The following is an 18,049-nucleotide window of genomic DNA, read 5'->3' as shown; positions in this document are numbered from 1 at the left end:
GGAACGGCGAGATCGGTCATGCCGTCACCAGGGCGGGGTGCCAGKTGCCGTCGAGGCGCGCCTCGGGCATCTCGCCGAGCAGGTAGCTGCGGGAGGACTCGGCATCCGCCTTCAGCCGGGCGATGTCGACGCCGACGAGCTCGCCGTCCTTCTTCACGCGGCGCCCCTGCACGAACACGTCGCGCACGAGACCCGGGTGCGCCGAGTAGACGAGGCTGCCGATGGGGTTGTTCAGCGGCGTGAGGGCGAGCGAGCGGTCGTCCAGCACGACGATGTCGGCGGCCTTGCCCACCGCGATCGACCCTGTGGTGCCCGCGAGACCCGCGGCGTGCGCACCGTCGATCGTGGCGAACTGCACGACGTCAGCGCACGTGAGGCTGATGCGCTCGAGCACCTCGCCGGTGTCGACGGACGGCGCGTTGTCGAGCGCGCGCTGCATGCCGATCGCGGTGCGCATCGTGGCGAACATGTCGCCTCCGTTCGAGCTGCACACGTCGATCGAGAAGGTCGGACGGATGCCGGCCCGCAGCAGTCGGCCGGTGGCGGGGAAGCCGTGGCCCATCTGCATCTCGACGTCCGGCGCAACCGAAGCGGTACCGCCGCTGTCGGCGATGAGCTTCAGCTCGTCGTCGCCCAGGGTGCAGCAGTGCACGTACGTGATGCGGTCGGAGAGCAGGCCGTCGGCGTGCATCTTGCGGATCGGGCCCGACTTGCCCCAGTACCCGTCGCCGGCGTGCATCGTGACGCGGAGGTCCAGGTCGGCGGCGAGCCGGAAGTCGGCGACGTTGACCTCGGGGGTGACGAACTGCGGTCCGCGCAGCGCGAGCGCCATCGTGACGAGCCCGCCCTCGGAGGAGAAGTGCTCGTCGCGCACGCGGCGGGCGTCGGCGGGGTGGACGTTGGCCGAGGGTAGGCTCCCCCACTGCTCCGCGCCGCCGCCGTGGGCGAAGACGGCGCGCATCCCGGTGTCCTTGAGGGCGGCGACGGCGGCGTCGGCGTGCTCGGGGGTCGCGAGGTTGTGCGACCAGTCGACGAGCGTCGTGATGCCGGAGTCGAGCGCCTCGAGCGCGCCGAGGTAGTTGCCGGTGTAGGTGTCCTCGGGACGGAAGTGCTTGCTGAGGCCGGTGTGCAGACCCGCGAGGTACTCCGTGAGCGACCAGTCCGACGCGAGGTTGCGGACGACCGACTGCCACGTGTGGCGGTGGGTGTCGACGAAGCCGGGGTGCACGATGCGGCCGTGGACGTCGATGACCTCGGCGTCGGCGGCATCCAGGCCCTGTCCGATGGCCTCGATCGTTCCGTCGGCCCCGATCAGGATGTCGGTGTCGGTGAGGACCTCGCCGGGACGGACGGCCGTGATGACGGTCCCTCCCCGCAGCAGCGTGCGCGTGCTCATGTGGTGGTGACTCCCTCGTCGAACCGGAGCGTCGTCGCGCCGGTGGTGTTCGTTGATTGGATGCTAGAAAGCAGCACTGAACGTGTCAAGTATTTGTTATCACTGTGTTCAGTTCGTCCAGCGCTGCTGAAACTCAGGCGCGCTCGCGGTACAGCGGAATGTCGATCGGCGGCTGCGGGATGAACTGCCCCGCGCCGCCCATGCGGTCGTACAGGTACTCGTGCGAACGCTCGAGGGTCGCGGTCGCGGCCGGGAGGTCGACGTGCGTCAGGACCCCGCCGCGCTTGACGACGCGGCCGTCCACGAAGATCGTGTCGATGCAGCCGGCGTGCGCCTGCGACACCACCGCGCCCGTCGGATCCGCGCGGTTCCAGCCGACCTGGCTGATCCCGGACATGTCCACGAGCACGATGTCGGCACGTTTGCCCACGGTCAACGAGCCGACGAGATGGTCGACGCCGGCCGCCCGCGCGCCGTTCAGCGTGGCCCACCGCAACGCGTCCTTCGTCGTCCAGGCCATCGTCTGCGGAGCCCGCATCGCGGCGTACTCGGGCTCGTCGGCGCGGTAGCGGGTGGCCTGCAGCACGAGGCGGCTGTGCGACACCATGTCGCCGCCGTTGCCCGACACGCAGTCGATGCCGAGGCTCGGCCCCGCGGTGTGCGCGGTGGCCTCGGCGATCGCCGGATAGCCCATGCCCATCTGCATCTCGGTCTCGGCGCAGACCGACACCGTGACCCCGCTGTCGTCCAGCAGATCCCACTCGTGCGGGGTGTTGAACGTGCAGTGCACGAGCAGCAGGTCGTCGGCGAGCAGCCCGTGGGCGTGCAGCACCTCGACGTCCTGGAACAGCTGCCGCACCATGACCTGATTGGCGTGGAACGTGATGCGCGCCCCGAGTTCGCGGGCGAGACGGAACTCCGCGGCCACGTCGGCGACCGGTGCGATCGCCAGCTCCTGCGGGGCAATGCCGAACCGTAGGAGCTGGTCGTCGCTGGAGAAGTACTCCTCCCGGATGCGGCGGGCGAGCACCGCCCGCGTGGCCAGAGCCGCGGGATCGGCTCCTGCCGCGGAGCCCCCGCGCGACTGGCTCCAGGTGTTGGTCGTGATGGGCGTCAGCCCGTGGGCGTAGAGCGCCCGGATGCCGGCATCCCGGAGTCCCGTCACGGCCGCGTGCGCGCCGTCCGGATCGAGGATGTTGTGGCAGTAGTCGACGATCGTCGTGATGCCCGAGTTGAGCGCGTCGAGCGCCCCGACGTAGTTGCCCGCGTACATGTCCTCGGCACGGTAGAGCGGGGCCATGTGCAGCCGGATGCCGCGCAGGTAGTCGGGGATGTTCCCGTCGGCCAGGATGCCGCGCAGCGCGGTCTGCCACGTGTGGCGGTGGGTGTCGACCATGCCCGGGATGGCGATCCTGTCGCGCCCGTCCACGATCTCTCCGTCGAAGGACGCGTCGTCCACGGCGATGTCGGGGCGGATCTCCCGGATGACCCCGTCCTCGATGAGGATGTCGGTCCGGGCGAGATCGCCCAGCTCCGGGTCGACGGTGGCCGCCGCCACGTTGCGGATGAGTGTGCGCATGGTCGCTCCCTCGCGATCCGACCGGGTCATCCTCGACCCGGCGTTGTGCTGAACTACACACGAATGTACAGTCGCTCCCAGATTTGTAAAGTCTCAGCGAACGTTTCGCGGTCAAGGAGGACCCATGTCACGAACGAGCCCCCGCATCGCCGTGCTCGGCACCGGTGCACAGGGAGCCAGCGTCGGCGCCGACCTGCTGCGCGCCGGTCTCGATGTCACCTACATCGAGCAGTGGCCGGCGCACGTCGAGGCCATGCGCGCCCGCGGCATCGAGGTACGCCTCCCCGACGAGACGCACATCACGCCCGTGCACCCGCTGCACCTGTGCGAGGTCGCGACGCTGCGCGAACCGTTCGACATCGTGTTCATCGTCGTCAAGGCGTACGACACGCGCTGGGTCGCCGAACTCATCGCGCCCCATGTCGCCGAGGACGGTCTCGTCGTCGGGCTCCAGAACGGGATGACCCAGGATGCCATCGCCGCCGCCGTGGGCGCGCACCGGACGATGGGGGCGGTGATCGAGGTGGCATCCAACATGTTCGAGCCCGGAATCGTGAACCGCCAGACCCCCGTTGCCGGATCGTGGTTCGCGGTGGGCGCGTACGACGACGCCGCCCGCGGACGAGAGCACGAGGTTCAGGCGGTCCTCTCGCACACGGGTCGCGTCGATGTCTCCCCCGACATCCGCTCGTCCAAGTGGATGAAACTCGTCGCCAACGCCGGCGAACTCGTCCCGTCCGCGATCCTCGACCTCCCCCTGGCCTCCGCCGTCGCGCTCCCCGGCGTCCACGACTTCATGATCGAGTGCGGCAAGGAGGCCGCGCGCGCCGCGCTCGCCGACGGGAGCCGCCTCGTGCCGATCTTCGGCCTCTCCGACGACGCGGTCACCGACCCCGACCGCTACGCCGCCGACCTGCTCGGCGAGGTGCTGGACAGCTTCTCCCTCCCCGACACGAACACGACCGTTCTGCAGGACTGGATGAAGGGGCGCCACGCCGAGTACGCGGAGGTCAACGGGCTCGTCGTCTCGGTACTCGCCGCGGCGGGCCAGGAAGCCCCCTACAACGCCCACACCGTGCGCCTCGCCCAGGAGATCGAGGCCGGACGGATGCCGCGCTCCGCCGCCAACGTCCACGCCCTGCTGGACGTCCCCGGACGCGGGTGAGGCCCGGCTGTGTTCAGGCGCGGCGCACAGGATGTGCGCGAATCGGCCGGTAGCGTGGTCTCGCGAGCGGCGGGGCACCCGTGATCGGGGTCACCGCCTTCGGACGAGGAGGCGCCGACATGACGGACGACATCGGCAGCAGGCTGCGCGGCGCACGGCTCGAGCGCGGCATGAGTTTGCGCAGCGTCGCGAGCGCGCTCGGCGTCTCGGCCAGTCTCATTTCGCAGGTCGAGACGGGCAAGACACAGCCCTCCGTCTCGACCCTCTACGCGATGGTGACGCACCTCGGCATCTCGATCGACGAGTTGCTCGGGGTCTCCCCCGCGTCGCCGATGAGCTCCGCGACTCCCGCGCCCGAGCCCGTTCCCGCCGACCCGACCGTGCAGCGTGCCGCGGACAACGCCGTGCTCGACATGGAGAACGGCGTGCGCTGGGAGCGTCTCGCCGCCGGCGTCGGCCCGGCCGACTCCCTGCTCGTGACGTACCAGCCGGGCGCCTCCAGCTCCGTCGAGGGCAAGATGATGCGGCACGCGGGTGTGGAGTACGCCTACCTCCTCGAGGGCGAGCTGACTCTGCGCCTCGAGTTCGACACCTTCACCCTGCGCGCCGGCGACAGCCTGCACTTCGACTCAGTGCGCCCGCACCTCTACATCAATCAGAGCGACGCGATCGCGCGCGGCATCTGGTTCGTCGTGGGCCGCCGCGAGCAGAACCAGGCGATGCCCTCAGCCGGTAACCAGTTCGGCGCACCGCGCGACTCGATCGGGTCAGCGGTCGACGTCCTCCGGGCGATGGACGACCTCTGAGCCGACCGGCGCCCCGCGGGGCGGGAGCCTCAGGAGTGGCGGGCCACGCGGCGCCGTGATGCCGTCGGGTCGATGATCGTCTTGATCTGCCGGGAACCGCCGCGCGTGAGCGGCTCCAGAGCACCCGCGGCGACCTCGTCGAGCGGCAGCACTTCGTCGGCGACGTCGGCCCAGTCCGCGCGCCCCGCGAGCAGCTCCACGGCGCGCGGCAGGTCGGCCGCGATCGCGTGCGCGACGGTCCCGACGATCGTGTATTCGCGCAGCGTCCAGGAGCCGAGCGGCACCGGGACGTCCTCCCGCTGGATGCCGACGGGGACCAGCACCGCGCCCGGCAGCGCCGCGGCGACGACCTCGTCCCACCCCGCGCGCGAACCGCTCACCTCGAAGAGCACGTCGGCCTCCCGACCGGACGCCGCGAGTTCGGCGGCGACGGACTGCTCCCCCGCGAGGAGCGTCCGCTCGGCACCGAGATCGCGGGCGAGTGCGAGCCGCGCCTCCGACCGGTCGACGGCGAGCACGCGCGCCCCGACGGACGCGGCGGCGTACGTGAGGAAGGCGCCGATCCCGCCGATGCCCAGGACGACGGCATCTTGGCCCGCCGACAGGCCGCTCCGCGCGACCGCGTGCACCGCGATGGCCATGGGCTGCGCGAGGGCGAGAGTGTCGGATGCCAGCCCCCACGCCGTGACGTCGAGCAGGGTCGCGGCGGGCACGCGGACGAACTCCGCGAGCCCGCCGTCGATCTGCAGCCCCGCCGTCCGGTAGCGCCGGCACAGGTTGGTGCGTCCGGCCCGGCACGGTTTGCACTCGCCGCAGGAGATCCCCGCGCCGCAGACGACCTGGGCGCCGAGGGGCAGGTCGACCCCGTCGCCCACCGCCTCGACGGTGCCGGTGAACTCGTGGCCGAGCACCACCGGCAGGTGCGTGAGGACCGGGCCGCGGGAGTACTCCGTGGCGTCCGATCCGCATACCCCGCATCCGCTCACCCGCACGAGCGCCTCGCCCGGACCGGGGGTGGGCACGGGGCGGCTCTCGATGCGCAGGTCGCCGGGACCGTACAGCACCGCCGCGCGCATGCGCGTCACAGCGCGACCCCGTCCGGCACGGCGAGCTGCACGGCTTGGCGCGACTCGATCATCCGCGCGAGGTGCGCGTCGTACACCGCGGCGTGGGCGGGCGAATCGAGGTACGCGGCGAGCGCCTCCTCGTCCGCGACGAGCGCCACCACGGCGTAGTCGGCGGGGCTCGGACGCAGCCGGAGGTTCACGCCGCAGCGATAGCCGCGGAGCATGGGCAGACCGGATGCCATCTCCTCGAGCGCCGCGGTCACCGCTTCCACCTCCTCCGGGCCGACCTCGGGTTTCCAGGTGAACAGTGCCACGTGCAGGATCATGCGGTCCTCTCAGTCGTGGGCGCGGGCGACGACGTGCGCGTCCCCGTCGGTGTAGCGGTACGGGTTCTCGATCTCCTCGTCGACGGGGATCTCGGGGTGCATGCCCTCGGTCCACGCCTTCTCGCCGAGCTTCGACCGCACGTACTCGACGGAGGCGGCGACCTTGTCGCGGACGGGCGCGAGCGGCAGACCGATGCGCTTGCCCTGGTACTTCACGACCTTGCCGTCGACCACGACCGTGTGCACGTCGGCCGTTCCGGCCTGGTACACGACGTGCGCGTAGGGATGCAGGATCGGCGTCATCGCGGGCGACTCGTCGTTCTTGATGAGCACGATGTCGGCGCGCTTGCCCGGCGTGAGCGATCCGATGCGGTCCTCGAGTCCGATCGAGAGCGCGCCGCCCATCGTCGCCATGTGCAGCACGTCCTCGGCCCGCAGGCGGTTCGCGACGATCGTCTCGCCGCGCGCGTGCGCTTCGAGGTGGTCGCGCGAACGGTCGGCGCTGAGGGTGGCGCGCATGGCCGAGAAGAAGTCGGCGCTCCACCACACGCTCGTGTCCATCGAGAGGGATGCCGGGATGCCGTGCTTGCGGATCGCCCAGGTCGAGGGATACCCCTGACCGGCGCTCTGCTCCGACTCCGTTGCGACCGAGACGGTCCCGCCCGTGGCAGCGATCTTCTGGTAGCTCTGCTCGTTGAGGGACGCCGAGTGGACGTACGTGATCTCGGGCGTCATGAATCCCGCGTCGTACATCTGCGTGATCGCCGTGTCGGTCGTCGCGCCCCACACGCCCGCGTGGGTCGTGACGCGCAGGCCCAGTTCACGAGCCGCCTCGAACGCGCCGCGCTCGGGGAAGTCGGACGCTCCGGGGACGTCGAACGCCAGCTGCAGGGTCAGCATGTCGTCGTGCGAGGAGAAGTTCTTCGACACGAAGTCGCGGAACTCGGGGGCGTTGGCCCACTCCCAAGGAGCCCCGAGGTAGTTGCCGTACCCGAGCACGAAGCGGCCCGGGATCTCGCGGAGCGCCTGGAGCGCGGCCTCACCGTACTCGGGAGTGCGTAGGCCGTGCGACCAGTCGAGCGTCGTCGTCACGCCGGTGTCGACGGATTCGAGCGCGCTGAGCAGGTTTCCGGCGTAGACGTCCTCGGGACGGAAGACCTCGCCCCAGTTCAGGTAGTAGAAGACGAAGTACTGGCTGAGCGCCCAGTCGCCGCCGTAGCCGCGGAGCGCGGACTGCCACATGTGGCGATGGGTGTCGACGAAGCCGGGGGTGACGATGCCCCCCGACGCGTCGATCTCGAGCGTGCCCTCGGGCACCTCGAGACGGTGGCCGACCGCGGCGATGTCACGGCCGATCACGAGGACATCGGCATCCTCCAGAACGCCCTGCTGGTCCATAGTGATGACCGTGGCGTTGCGGAAGACGAACGGGCGGTCCGACGAGAACTGCTCGGCGGCGGGTGCGGATTCTGTCATGGCTTTCTCCCCGTTGAGAATGTACGTTCCTGGTTTACACTCTCGATGAGGGCGTGGCAAGAGCCGGGTTTTTCGTTCAGCACAGTTGCATGAACGACCGCATCGACACCCTCCCGTTCGCTGACACTCCAACGAAGGAGCGACATGTCCACCCCCTCCATCGCCGTCCTGGGCGCCGGCGCGAACGGCGCCTCGATCGGCGCGGACCTCTTCGACGCGGGCCTCGATCCGGTCCTCATCGAACAGTGGCCGGCGCACGTGGAGGCGATCCGGCGCGACGGTCTGCGCGTCGAGATGCCCTCCGGCACGCGGCACGTACGACCCCGCACGATGCACCTCTGCGAGGTCGCGACCCTGCGCGAGCCGTTCGACCTCGTGCTGCTCGTGACCAAGGCCTACGACGCCCGATGGGCCGCGGCTCTCATCGAGCCATACCTCGCCCCGGACGGGGCGATCGCCGCAGTGCAGAACGGCATGACGACCCAGACCGTGGCCGACATCGTCGGCGCGGACCGCTGCGTCGGGACCGTGATCGAGATCTCCTCCACCATGACCGACCCCGGCGTCGTGCACCGTCACGTCGACCCCGAGCGCTCCTGGTTCGCGGTGGATGCCACGGCCCCGCGCGGGCGGGACGTCGCCGATGTTCTGTCGCACTCGGGGGAGGTCGCCCGGGTCGACGACATCGCCTCCGCCAAGTGGATGAAGCTCGTCAGCAACGCGTCGGTCCTGGTCCCCACCGCGGCGCTCGGCCTGCCGATGGTCGACGCGATCCGGGTCCCCGGCATGCGGGAGCTCATGCTCGACGCGGGTCGCGAGGCGCTCCGCGTCGCGGGCGAGCACCGCGTGCTCCCGATCTTCGGCCTCACACCCGAGTCGATCGCTAACTCTCCCGACGTCGTCGAAACCATGCTCGACGCGCTCTACGAGCGGTTCACGGTTCCCGGCGCGACGACGACCGTGCTGCAGGACTGGCGCAAGGGCCGCCACAGCGAGGTCGACGACATCAACGGCACCGTGGTGGCCGCGGGCCGGAGGCTCGGCATCCCGACCCCCGTCAACGAAACGATCGTCGAGGTGGGCCACGCCATCGAGCGTGGCGACCTCGAGCCCGCCCTCGCCGCGCTTCAGCGGATGCAGCGCGGCTGAGCGATCAGCCGGCGTTCCGCAGCGTCGACACCTGGTATAGGGCGACGGATGCCGCGATGCCGGCGTTGAGCGATTCGGTCGCCGTCGAGATGGGGATCGACACGACCTGGTCGCACGTCTCGGTCACCAGGCGCGAAAGACCCTTGCCCTCGGAACCGACGACGATGACGACCGGGCGGTCGGCGAGCTCGAGGGCGGGCAACGACACGTCGCCGTCGCCGTCCAGACCGAGCACGAAGACGCCCTGCTTCTTGAACTCCTTGAGCGTCGCCGTCAGATTGGCCGCGAGGGCGACGGGGATGCGAGCGGCCGCGCCGGCACTGGTCTTCCAGGCGGCGGAGTTCACGCTCGCCGAGCGACGCTGCGGGATGATGAGGCCCTGGCCGCCGAACGCGCCCGTGGAGCGGATGATCGCGCCCAGGTTGCGCGGATCGGTCACGCCGTCGAGGGCGACGAGCAGCGGGACCTCGCCGCGGTCGATGATCTGCTCGAGCAGGTCCTGCGGGTGCGCGTAGGCGTAGGGCGGCACCTTGAGCGCGACGCCCTGGTGCACGCCGTCGAAGCCGGCCATGCGATCCAGCTCGGGGCGGGTGACCTCGAGAACGGGGATGCCGCGGTTCGTGGCGATCGACAGCATCTCTTTGACGCGGTCGTCCATCTCGACGCGCTGCGCGATGTACATCGCGGTCGCGGGGATCTTGGCGCGCAAAGCCTCGAGCACGGAGTTGCGACCGGTGACGGTCTCGGTGTCGTCCGCTGCCTTGGGGCTCTTGCGGTTGGCGTTGCCACCGACCGCGCGGACTCCCGGCTTCGCCTTTCCGCCTGCCGCGGCGTACCGCTCCTGGGCGGCCTTGCGCTTTCCGGCGGGGTGCCAGGCGCGGTCCTCGGCCTTGGGCGTGGGGCCGCGACCCTCGAGCGCCTTGCGGGAGTGCCCGCCGGTGCCCTTCAGGGGGCCCTTCTTCTTGCCGGGGTTGCGTGCCCCCGGGCGTCCAGGCTTAGCCATCGATACTCCAATTGGTTCCGGCTGGAGTGTCTTCCAGCGTGATTCCCGCGGCGGCGATCGCGTCTCGGATGCGATCGGCCGCGGCCCAGTCCTTGTCGGCGCGCGCGTGCGCGCGCTGCGTGATCATCGTCTGGACGAGGGCGTCCAGCGCGGCGGTCTCGGCGCTGTTCCCGGTGTCACCCCACTGCGACGAGTGGGGGTTGATGCCCAGGACGAGCGTCATCTGCAGGACGTCCATCACGTCCTGCTTCGCCTCATCGTACTTGCCGGCGTCCAGCAGTGCATTCCCGGAGCGGATGCTCGTGTGGATCGCGGCGAGTGCGCGGGGAACGGCGAGGTCGTCGTCCATAGCCTCGACGAACTCGGTGGGCAGCCCCTCTTCCGCCTCGGTCCACCCGGGTTCGACGACGCGCTTCGCGCGATCGAGGAACGTGCGGATGCGCCCGAGAGCCGTCTCGGCCTCCGCCCACGACGCCTCGCTCAGGTCCAGCGTGGACCGGTAGTGCGCCGACGCGAGGGCGTAGCGCACCACGAGGGGGTCATGTGAATCGAGGATGTCGGACGCGAGGGTGAAATTGCCCAGCGACTTGGACATCTTCTGCCCGTCGACCGTCACGAGGCCGTTGTGCACCCAGTAGCGGGCGAACGCGTCGCCGGCGGCGGTCGATTGCGCGATCTCGTTCTCGTGGTGCGGGAAGCGCAGGTCCAGTCCCCCGCCGTGGATGTCGAACTCCGCCCCCAGGTAGCGCCGCGACATGGCCGAGCACTCGATGTGCCAGCCCGGGCGCCCTGCGCCCCACGGAGACGCCCACGTGGCCGAGTCGGGCTCGCCGGCTTTCGCACCCTTCCACAGGGCGAAGTCGCGCGGGTCGCGCTTGCCGCGCGGATCCGCGTCGGCGGCGGGCTCCGTGGCATCCAGGCTCTGCCGGGTCAGCTCGCCGTAGGCGGGCCACGAACGCACGTCGAAATACACGTCGCCCTCGGCGGCGTAGGCGTGGCCGCGAGCGATCAGCTCGGCGATCAGCTCCTGCATCTGCGTGACCGAGGCGGTCGCGCGAGGCTCGTAGGTGGGCGGGAGGATGCCGACAGCCGCGTACGCGCGCGAGAACTCGAGTTCCATGCGGTACGCCAGCGCCCACCACGGCTCGGTTTCGGTCGCGTTGGCCAGCACCTTGTCGTCGATGTCGGTGACGTTGCGCACGAACGTGACCCGCCCGTAGCGGCGGGCGAGCCAGCGCCGCAGCAGATCGAAGGCCAGGGCCGCGCGCACGTGACCGATGTGGGGTCCGGACTGCACCGTCGGGCCGCACACGTAGACGGTGACGTTCGAAGGATCGAGAGGGACGAACTCGCGCAGTGCCTGCGCTTTCGTGTCATACAGCCGAACGGTCACCTCTTCAGCCTACCGGCCGCCCCTCGGCGCGACCCGTGCCCGTAACATCGCGCGGTTAGCGTGAGGGCATGCCTCTCACCATCCACGTCGACGACCTCACCGGCGACGCCACGCGCGCCCTGGTCGCCGCGCACCTGGCCGGCATGCTCGAGAACACCCCGGCCGAGAGCGTCCACGCGCTCGACGCCGACCGTCTCGCTGCGGACGGTGTGACCGTGTGGTCCGCCTGGGTCGACGACGAGCTCGCGGGGATCGGCGCCTGCAAAGACATCGACCACGATCGCGCCGAGCTGAAATCGATGCGCGTGGTCGAGGCGCACCTCGGGCAGGGCGTCGGACGGGCCATCCTGCGGCACATCATGGAGGACGCGCGGGAGCGCGGCATCCGCAGTCTGTGGCTCGAGACGGGCAGCACCGACGACTTCCTCCCGGCGCGACGCCTCTACGTCAGCGAGGGGTTCGAGGAATGCGCGCCCTTCCCGCCGTACGCCCCGGACCCGCTGTCGACGTTCATGACGCGGGAGCTCTAGGCCGGCACGATCAGCGCCGTCGCGAAGGCGGCGACGCCCTCGGTCCGGCCGGTGAAGCCGAGACCGTCCGTCGTCGTCGCGCTCACCGACACCGGTGCTCCGCCCAGGGCGGCGGACAGGGTCCGCTCGGCCTCGACGCGACGCGCGGCGAAACGCGGACGGTTGGCCTGCACCTGCACCGAGACGTTGCCCACACGCCATCCGGCGGCTCCGAGCAACCCGAGCGTGTGGGTGAGGAAGGCCGCGGCGTGCGCCCCAGCGAACTCGGGCCGGTCGGTTCCGAAGTGCGTGCCGATGTCTCCCAGACCCGCGGCCGCCAGCAGCGCATCGACGATCGCGTGGGCGACCGCGTCTCCGTCCGAGTGCCCCGACAGCGCCGCCTCTCCCGGCCATTCCAGGCCGGCCAGCCACAGGACGCCCTCGCCCCCGAAACCATGGACGTCCGTTCCGAGGCCGACCCGCGGCGTCACGGTCGCGGGGGACGGAACGGCGGCGGGCGGTACCGCCGCAGGGGCCGGCGACGGGGCTGCGCCGACGAGGGCCCGCGCGCGCTCGAGGTCGGGGACCGTCGTGATCTTGAACGCGACGGCATCCCCCTCGACCGTGACCACGTCGTGGCCCGCCGCGGCGACGAGCGCCGCATCGTCGGTGTGGTCCGCATCGGCCGCCGCGAGCGCGGCCTCGAGGACATCGCGACGAAAACCCTGGGGGGTCTGAGCGGCGGCGAGTTCGGAGCGGTCGACCGCCGCGACGACACGGCCCCCGCCGTCGACGCGCTTGATCGTGTCGACCACCGGAACGGCCGGGATCACCGCAGCGGCACCCGCCTCGAGGGCGCCGATCACGCGATCGAACACCGCCGGCGGCGTGAGCGCCCGCGCCGCGTCGTGGACGAGCACCGTCTCGACGTCGGCCCACAGGGCGGACAGGCCCGCGGCGACGGATTCCTGACGCGTGGCTCCGCCCGCCACCACGGTGATGAGCTCAGCGCGGTCCCCGGCCGCGTCGCGTGCGTCGGTCAGCGCGTCGCCGCGCAGCGAGTCGGGGACGACGACCACGACCTGCGCCGGCGGGGCCGCGAAGACCCCGCGCAGCGCGTGATGCAGGATCGACCGCTCGTCGAGTCCGACGAAGGCCTTGGGCGCTCCCCCGTTCAGCCGCGTGCCGGAGCCGGCAGCGACGACGATGACGGCGAGGGTGGGGACGGGGCGCAGAGTCACCCGATCACGCTAGCGCGCGCGGGAACACGAAGACGCGCACCCGAGCGGGTGCGCGTCTTCGTGGGAGTCAGGACGCGAGGACCTCGTCGAGCACGACGCTCGCGCGGTCTTCGTCGGTCTTCTCGGCCAGAGCCAGCTCGGACACGAGGATCTGCCGGGCCTTGGCCAGCATGCGCTTCTCTCCCGCGGACAGGCCGCGGTCCTGATCGCGGCGCCAGAGGTCGCGCACGACCTCGCTCACCTTGATCACATCGCCCGACGCGAGCTTCTCGAGGTTCGCCTTGTAGCGGCGCGACCAGTTGGTCGGCTCCTCGGTGAAGGGTGCACGAAGCACCTCGAACACGCGGTCGAGACCCTCTTTGCCGATCACGTCACGAACGCCGACGAGGTCGACGTTGTCGGCCGGGACCTCGATGACGAGATCCCCCTGCGTGACGTTGAGCTTCAGGTATTTCTTCGTCTCGCCCTTGATGACGCGTTCTTTGACCTCGATGATCGTGGCCGCGCCATGGTGCGGGTAAACGACGGTCTCGCCAACCTCAAAAAGCATGGAGTTATGTCCTTTCGGCAACATCCAGGATACCACAGGCCCGCATGCGCTATTGTTCCGCCCGCCCTCCGCCCGGCCTCGGGCGCACGCGCGGACGCGCCACCGAGAACGGGACCGGCACCGCGAACCCCGTAGGATGGTCGGGATGCCGTCTGTCGATCTTGGAGGATCCGTGAAAACGCGCCTGATCGCGTCCGTCGCCCTGGGTGCCGCTGTTCTGCTCGGAACGACCGGCTGCAACCTCATCGCTCCGCAGGCGACCACCATCGAGTACTCCGCCTCCGACGGCGTGAACGTCCCCGAATCGGCGGGCCCCCTCGCGGTGCGCAACGCCCTCATCGTCGCAAACGGCGACGGCACGGTCGGCAACTTCGTCGCCGCGATCGTGAACAACACCACCTCGTCGCAGACCCTGCGGCTCGAGGTCGGCGAGGGCTCGTCGGCGGTGCAGTCGTCTGTCGTCGTCCCCGCCAGCACCACGCTGAGCCTGGGCGACCTGTCCGACGACGTCGAGCCGCTGCGCCTCGACGACATCGACGCGGTTCCCGGAACGACGGTGCCCGTGTACTTCCAGTCCGGAGACGGCGAGGGCGCACTCATCGAGGTGCCCGTGCTCGACGGCGGCCTCGAGTACCTCGCCCCGCTCGCGCCCACGGCGGAGCCCTCGATCACCATCAAGCCGACGCCGTCGGGAACGTCCGCGGTCACGCCGACGCCCACGGCATCCCCCTCGTCCTGAGCTGCGAACGAAGGCGCCGACGGTTCTCCGTCGGCGCCTTCGTCGTTCCCGGCGGGTCACGCCTCGAAGCGGTACCCCAATCCCCGGACGGTGACGAGCATGCTCGGTTCGCTCGGGTTCCGCTCGATGCGCGAGCGGATGCGCTTGATGTGCACGTCGAGCGTCTTGGTGTCACCGAAATAATCGGTGCCCCACACCCGGTCGATGAGCTGGCCGCGGGTGAGGACGCGCCCCGCGTTGCGCATCAGCACCTCGAGCAGCTCGAACTCCTTCAGCGGGATGTTGATCTCGCCGCCGTCGACCGCGACGGTGTGACGGTCGATGTCGAGGACGACCCGGCCCCCCGACAGCACGCGGTCGTCCAGGTCGCCCTCCTCGGGCGAGCGGCGACGCAGGACCGCGCGCATGCGCGCCAGCAGCTCGCGCGTCGAATAGGGCTTGGTGACGTAGTCGTCCGCGCCCAGCTCGAGGCCCACCACGATGTCGACCTCGGAGTCCTTGGCCGTGAGCATGATGATCGGCACCTGCGAGGTCAGCCGCAGCTGCCGGCACACCTCGGTCCCCGGCATACCGGGGAGCATCAGGTCGAGCAGGATGATGTCCGCCCCGCGTTCGCGGAACGCCGTGAGCGCGAGGGCGCCGTCCTCGGCGATCTCGACCTCGTAGCCTTCGCGGCGCAGCAGGTAGGCGAGCGGGTCTGCGAGATCGGGCTCGTCCTCGACGATCAGAACGCGGGTCATGCGGTGTCTCCCTTCACGGGTACGGGGGTCGTGACAGAGGCCTTGCGGCCCTTGCGACGCGGCTTGGGACGGACGCCCTCCAGGTCGGGCGCCTCGGTGAGCGGGAGGCGGATGGTGAACGTCGACCCGCGATCGGGCTTGGACCACAGACGCACCTCGCCGCCGTGGCGCTGCACGGCGTGCTTGACGATCGACAGACCGAGACCGGTGCCGCCGGTGCGACGCGAGCGCGCCTGGTCGGCCCGGTAGAATCGTTCGAAGACCCGGTGCTGATCGCTCTCGGGGATGCCGATACCGCGATCGGTCACGGCGATCTCGACGACGTCCTCGTCGAGCTTGACCCCGACCCCCACCTTCGATCCCTCGGGCGAGTACGCGATCGCGTTGGCGATGAGGTTGCCCACCGCTTCGGTGAGGATCTGCGGCTCGCCACGCACCCACAGCCCCTTCGTGCCGCCGCGCACGACGGTCACCTGCGCCGAGTCGGCCTGGATGACGTGCGCCTCGACGGCCGCGGTGACGACCTCGTCGATCGAGACGTCGCGGACGTCGCGCAGCTCGTCCGCGGCCTGCAGACGCGAGAGGCTCAGGATGCGGGTGACCAGGGCGCTCAGTCGCGCGACCTCGGCCTGCATGCGCGCGGCGAAATGACGCACCTGCGCCGGGTCGTCGGCCGCCGATTCGATCGCCTCGGCGAGCAGGCTGACCGCGCCGACCGGCGTCTTCAGTTCGTGGCTGGTGTTCGCGACGAAGTCGCGGCGCATCTCTTCGACGCGCTCGCGTTCGGTGATGTCGCGCAGCACCAGCAGGGTGAGCCGCCCCGAGATGGGCGTGGCCCGCACCGCGACGAGGCGGGCCTCGGCGGGCGCCGCTCCGCGGCGCAGGCGCAGGTTCTCGGCGATCCCGGCCCCGGTGTCACGGGCGACGCGGGCGACGCGCTTGAGCTCGTCGCTCGCGATCACCTCGCCCGCCTGCACGCCGAACACCTCGGCGGCGGGCGAGAGCGCCAGCACGGTCGACGACGTGTCGCACACGAAGGCGGGGTCGTCCATCGCCTCCAGCATCGCGTCCACACCCTCGGGGACGTCGACCGAGATCTCCGCCAGCGAACGGTTCCGAAGTCGCAGAGCGCCGACCACGAGGGCGACGATCGCGGCTCCGATGAGGACACCCGCCAGGAGCGCGAGCAGCGCGAGCTGCGTTTGTTCCATGGCTCCAGAGTAGAGGCGCGCATCGGACGTCACCCGCCGTTCACCCGCTCAGCGGCGGTCGCAGACGTTACTATTCACTGTCACAGCACCACTCGTTAACCTTCGCTGGGAAGAATCCCGGAGGTTGCGGGACACACATGTGCCGTGCCGCCGACGAGGAAGGTACCCGCCATGCGCGAAGTATTCCACCAGTCCCTCGAGGACGTCCAAGCCCGCCTGGTCGAGATCGCCGACCTCGTGACCGTGGCCATCGACCGGGCCACCCGCGCCTTCGGCACGAGCGACGTCGCGCTGGCCGAAGAGGTCATCGAGGCCGACGCCATCATCGACGAGAAGGCCTTCGAGCTCGACGAGCTCGCCATCGAGATCCTCGCGCGCCAGCAGCCGGTCGCGCGCGATCTACGCATCGTCGTCACGGCGCTGCGCGTGAGCGCCTCGCTCGAGCGCATGGGCGACATGGCCGAGCACATCGCCCAGCTCGCGCGCTCGCGGTTCCCCGAGCGCGCCGTCCCCAAGGGCCTCAAGACGACGTTCACCCGCATGGGCGAGCTCGACGTCGAGGTGTCGCGCAAGCTCGCCGAGCTGCTGCGCACCCAGGACCTGCGCATCGCCGAGGCGATCCGCGACGCCGACGACGACATCGACGAGCTGCACGTCAGCGTGTTCGAGAAGGTGCTCGGCGACTCGTGGAAGGGCGAGGCCACCGCGACGGTCGACGCCACGCTCGCCAGCCGCTACCACGAGCGCTTCGCCGATCACGCGGTCTCGGTCGCCAAGAAGGTCGTCTATCTCGCGACCGGCGACTGGGCCGGAGCCGACGACGAGGCCGCCCACGAGCCGAGCCCGGTCATCTGATCACGGCCGGAACAGAAGAGGGGGTGGATGCCACGGCATCCACCCCCTCGTCTGTTCGCGGCGTCAGTGCTTGTTGCCCTGCGCGGCGACCGCGGCGGCTCCGGCTGCGGCGGCCTCGGGGTCGAGGTACTCGCCCGGACCGAGCGGCTTGAGGTCGTCGTCGAGACGGTAGACGAGCGGGATGCCGGTGGGGATGTTCAGCTCGGCGATGTCGGCGTCGCTGATGCCCTCGAGGTGCTTGACCAGGCCGCGGAGCGAGTTGCCGTGGGCCGTGACGAGCACGACTTTGCCCGCCTGGAGGTCGGGCACGATGTCGCTGTGCCAGTAGGGCAGCATGCGGTCGATGACGATCGCGAGCGACTCGGTGTCGGGCACCTCGCCGTCGATGCCGGCGTAGCGCGGGTCGCCGACCTGGCTGTACTCGTCGTCGGCGGGCAGCGGCGGCGGCGGAACGTCGAACGAACGGCGCCACAGCATGAACTGCTCGTTGCCGAACTCCTCGAGCGTCTGCGCCTTGTCCTTGCCCTGCAGCGCACCGTAGTGACGCTCGTTCAGGCGCCACGAGCGCTTGACGGGGATCCACAGGCGGTCGGCCGCATCCAGCGCGATGTTCGCCGTCTGGATCGCGCGGCTGAGCACCGAGGTGTGCAGGACGTCGGGGAGCACGCCGGACTCGGCCAGCAGCTCGCCGCCGCGCTTCGCCTCGGCCTTGCCCTGGTCGGTGAGTCGCACGTCGACCCAGCCGGTGAACTGGTTGGTCTTGTTCCACTCGCTCTGCCCGTGGCGGAGGAGGATCAGCGTGTGAGGCATGTCTCCATGCTAGCGACGCCGGGCGCTCGCGCCC

General features: G+C 70.5%; 18 protein-coding genes. 6 read left to right on the top strand and 12 right to left on the bottom strand.

Features of this window, described 5'->3' with window-relative positions; all coding sequences use genetic code 11:
* Positions 1-16 precede the first annotated feature (16 nt).
* Both DC432_RS07025 and DC432_RS07020 read right to left on the bottom strand, forming a co-directional pair.
* Positions 17-1,396 carry an amidohydrolase family protein gene (locus DC432_RS07025; RefSeq protein ID WP_116537254.1) on the bottom strand — a complete coding sequence of 460 codons (1,380 nt, stop codon included), beginning with the start codon at positions 1,394-1,396 and terminating at the stop codon, positions 17-19.
* A 133-nt stretch (positions 1,397-1,529) separates the two neighbouring features.
* The gene (locus DC432_RS07020) at positions 1,530-2,975 is read right to left on the bottom strand and encodes an amidohydrolase family protein (protein WP_116537259.1); all 1,446 of its coding nucleotides are present in this window, start codon (positions 2,973-2,975) and stop codon (positions 1,530-1,532) included.
* 124 nt (positions 2,976-3,099) lie between these two features.
* Between DC432_RS07020 and DC432_RS07015 the strand changes: the two genes are divergently transcribed.
* Positions 3,100-4,140 carry a ketopantoate reductase family protein gene (locus DC432_RS07015; RefSeq protein WP_116537253.1) on the top strand — a complete coding sequence of 347 codons (1,041 nt, stop codon included), beginning with the start codon at positions 3,100-3,102 and terminating at the stop codon, positions 4,138-4,140.
* 119 nt (positions 4,141-4,259) lie between these two features.
* Complete coding sequence (locus DC432_RS07010; RefSeq protein WP_116537252.1) at positions 4,260-4,946, top strand: helix-turn-helix domain-containing protein; 687 nt, start codon at positions 4,260-4,262, stop codon at positions 4,944-4,946.
* 29 nt (positions 4,947-4,975) lie between these two features.
* Here the strand turns inward: DC432_RS07010 and DC432_RS07005 are convergent, their stop codons facing one another.
* The 3 genes from DC432_RS07005 to DC432_RS06995 are packed head-to-tail and all read right to left on the bottom strand — an operon-like array spanning position 4,976 to position 7,815.
* Positions 4,976-6,022 carry a zinc-dependent alcohol dehydrogenase gene (locus DC432_RS07005; RefSeq protein WP_243393062.1) on the bottom strand — a complete coding sequence of 349 codons (1,047 nt, stop codon included), beginning with the start codon at positions 6,020-6,022 and terminating at the stop codon, positions 4,976-4,978.
* Positions 6,023-6,027: 5 nt separating this feature from the next.
* Complete coding sequence (locus DC432_RS07000; protein WP_116537250.1) at positions 6,028-6,339, bottom strand: Dabb family protein; 312 nt, start codon at positions 6,337-6,339, stop codon at positions 6,028-6,030.
* 9 nt (positions 6,340-6,348) lie between these two features.
* Positions 6,349-7,815: an amidohydrolase family protein gene (locus DC432_RS06995; RefSeq protein WP_116537249.1), complete on the bottom strand. Its 1,467-nt coding sequence runs from the start codon at positions 7,813-7,815 to the stop codon at positions 6,349-6,351.
* Positions 7,816-7,959: 144 nt separating this feature from the next.
* Between DC432_RS06995 and DC432_RS06990 the strand changes: the two genes are divergently transcribed.
* Entirely contained in the window at positions 7,960-8,964 is a 1,005-nt protein-coding gene (locus DC432_RS06990) for a ketopantoate reductase family protein (RefSeq protein WP_116537248.1), read from the top strand.
* Positions 8,965-8,968: 4 nt separating this feature from the next.
* Here the strand turns inward: DC432_RS06990 and rlmB are convergent, their stop codons facing one another.
* Together rlmB and cysS are read right to left on the bottom strand one after the other, a co-directional pair.
* A complete protein-coding gene (rlmB, locus tag DC432_RS06985) occupies positions 8,969-9,967 on the bottom strand; it encodes a 23S rRNA (guanosine(2251)-2'-O)-methyltransferase RlmB (protein ID WP_116537247.1) in 999 nt (332 codons plus the stop codon).
* Positions 9,960-11,360: a cysteine--tRNA ligase gene (gene cysS, locus DC432_RS06980; RefSeq protein ID WP_116537246.1), complete on the bottom strand. Its 1,401-nt coding sequence runs from the start codon at positions 11,358-11,360 to the stop codon at positions 9,960-9,962. Before cysS ends, rlmB begins: the two co-directional genes overlap by 8 nt.
* Before the next feature lie 68 nt (positions 11,361-11,428).
* Between cysS and DC432_RS06975 the strand changes: the two genes are divergently transcribed.
* Entirely contained in the window at positions 11,429-11,890 is a 462-nt protein-coding gene (locus tag DC432_RS06975) for a GNAT family N-acetyltransferase (RefSeq protein WP_116537245.1), read from the top strand.
* On the opposite strand, the gene ispD is transcribed toward DC432_RS06975, so the two are convergent.
* Entirely contained in the window at positions 11,887-13,110 is a 1,224-nt protein-coding gene (ispD, locus tag DC432_RS06970) for a 2-C-methyl-D-erythritol 4-phosphate cytidylyltransferase (RefSeq protein WP_116537244.1), read from the bottom strand. The two genes, DC432_RS06975 and ispD, sit on opposite strands and share 4 nt — an antisense overlap.
* A 67-nt stretch (positions 13,111-13,177) precedes the next feature.
* A complete protein-coding gene (locus DC432_RS06965; RefSeq protein ID WP_056229249.1) occupies positions 13,178-13,660 on the bottom strand; it encodes a CarD family transcriptional regulator in 483 nt (160 codons plus the stop codon).
* 145 nt (positions 13,661-13,805) lie between these two features.
* On the opposite strand from DC432_RS06965, the gene DC432_RS06960 reads away from it, so the two are divergent.
* On the top strand, positions 13,806-14,399 hold the full coding sequence (locus DC432_RS06960) for a DNA modification methylase (RefSeq protein ID WP_243393061.1): 594 nt from the start codon (positions 13,806-13,808) through the stop codon (positions 14,397-14,399).
* 56 nt (positions 14,400-14,455) lie between these two features.
* Here DC432_RS06960 and DC432_RS06955 read toward each other — a convergent pair whose 3' ends face one another.
* Positions 14,456-15,139, bottom strand: coding sequence for a response regulator transcription factor (locus DC432_RS06955; RefSeq protein ID WP_116537242.1), 684 nt, complete (start codon positions 15,137-15,139; stop codon positions 14,456-14,458).
* Positions 15,136-16,350 (bottom strand): sensor histidine kinase, encoded by a 1,215-nt coding sequence (locus tag DC432_RS06950; protein WP_116537241.1) that lies wholly within the window; start codon positions 16,348-16,350, stop codon positions 15,136-15,138. Before DC432_RS06950 ends, DC432_RS06955 begins: the two co-directional genes overlap by 4 nt.
* A gap of 171 nt (positions 16,351-16,521) precedes the next feature.
* Between DC432_RS06950 and phoU the strand changes: the two genes are divergently transcribed.
* Positions 16,522-17,205, top strand: coding sequence for a phosphate signaling complex protein PhoU (gene phoU / locus DC432_RS06945; RefSeq protein ID WP_116537240.1), 684 nt, complete (start codon positions 16,522-16,524; stop codon positions 17,203-17,205).
* A 63-nt stretch (positions 17,206-17,268) separates the two neighbouring features.
* On the opposite strand, the gene DC432_RS06940 is transcribed toward phoU, so the two are convergent.
* Positions 17,269-18,015 (bottom strand): phosphoglyceromutase, encoded by a 747-nt coding sequence (locus DC432_RS06940; RefSeq protein ID WP_116537239.1) that lies wholly within the window; start codon positions 18,013-18,015, stop codon positions 17,269-17,271.
* Positions 18,016-18,049 lie beyond the last annotated feature (34 nt).

Source organism: Microbacterium testaceum (genome assembly GCF_003075375.1).
GTDB classification, from domain to species: domain Bacteria; phylum Actinomycetota; class Actinomycetes; order Actinomycetales; family Microbacteriaceae; genus Microbacterium; species Microbacterium testaceum_E.
This window is presented reverse-complemented; position numbering and strand designations above follow the sequence as displayed.

Excerpts from the sequence above, each read along its gene's own strand:
- DC432_RS07020 (WP_116537259.1), bottom strand. The coding sequence starts at position 2,975 with ATGCGCACACTCATCCGCAACGTGGCGGCGGCCACCGTCGACCCGGAG.
- DC432_RS07015 (WP_116537253.1), top strand. The coding sequence starts at position 3,100 with ATGTCACGAACGAGCCCCCGCATCGCCGTGCTCGGCACCGGTGCACAG.
- DC432_RS07010 (WP_116537252.1), top strand. The coding sequence starts at position 4,260 with ATGACGGACGACATCGGCAGCAGGCTGCGCGGCGCACGGCTCGAGCGC.
- DC432_RS07005 (WP_243393062.1), bottom strand. The coding sequence starts at position 6,022 with ATGCGCGCGGCGGTGCTGTACGGTCCCGGCGACCTGCGCATCGAGAGC.
- DC432_RS07000 (WP_116537250.1), bottom strand. The coding sequence starts at position 6,339 with ATGATCCTGCACGTGGCACTGTTCACCTGGAAACCCGAGGTCGGCCCG.
- DC432_RS06995 (WP_116537249.1), bottom strand. The coding sequence starts at position 7,815 with ATGACAGAATCCGCACCCGCCGCCGAGCAGTTCTCGTCGGACCGCCCG.
- DC432_RS06990 (WP_116537248.1), top strand. The coding sequence starts at position 7,960 with ATGTCCACCCCCTCCATCGCCGTCCTGGGCGCCGGCGCGAACGGCGCC.
- rlmB (WP_116537247.1), bottom strand. The coding sequence starts at position 9,967 with ATGGCTAAGCCTGGACGCCCGGGGGCACGCAACCCCGGCAAGAAGAAG.
- DC432_RS06975 (WP_116537245.1), top strand. The coding sequence starts at position 11,429 with ATGCCTCTCACCATCCACGTCGACGACCTCACCGGCGACGCCACGCGC.
- DC432_RS06965 (WP_056229249.1), bottom strand. The coding sequence starts at position 13,660 with ATGCTTTTTGAGGTTGGCGAGACCGTCGTTTACCCGCACCATGGCGCG.
- DC432_RS06960 (WP_243393061.1), top strand. The coding sequence starts at position 13,806 with ATGCCGTCTGTCGATCTTGGAGGATCCGTGAAAACGCGCCTGATCGCG.
- DC432_RS06955 (WP_116537242.1), bottom strand. The coding sequence starts at position 15,139 with ATGACCCGCGTTCTGATCGTCGAGGACGAGCCCGATCTCGCAGACCCG.
- DC432_RS06950 (WP_116537241.1), bottom strand. The coding sequence starts at position 16,350 with ATGGAACAAACGCAGCTCGCGCTGCTCGCGCTCCTGGCGGGTGTCCTC.
- phoU (WP_116537240.1), top strand. The coding sequence starts at position 16,522 with ATGCGCGAAGTATTCCACCAGTCCCTCGAGGACGTCCAAGCCCGCCTG.
- DC432_RS06940 (WP_116537239.1), bottom strand. The coding sequence starts at position 18,015 with ATGCCTCACACGCTGATCCTCCTCCGCCACGGGCAGAGCGAGTGGAAC.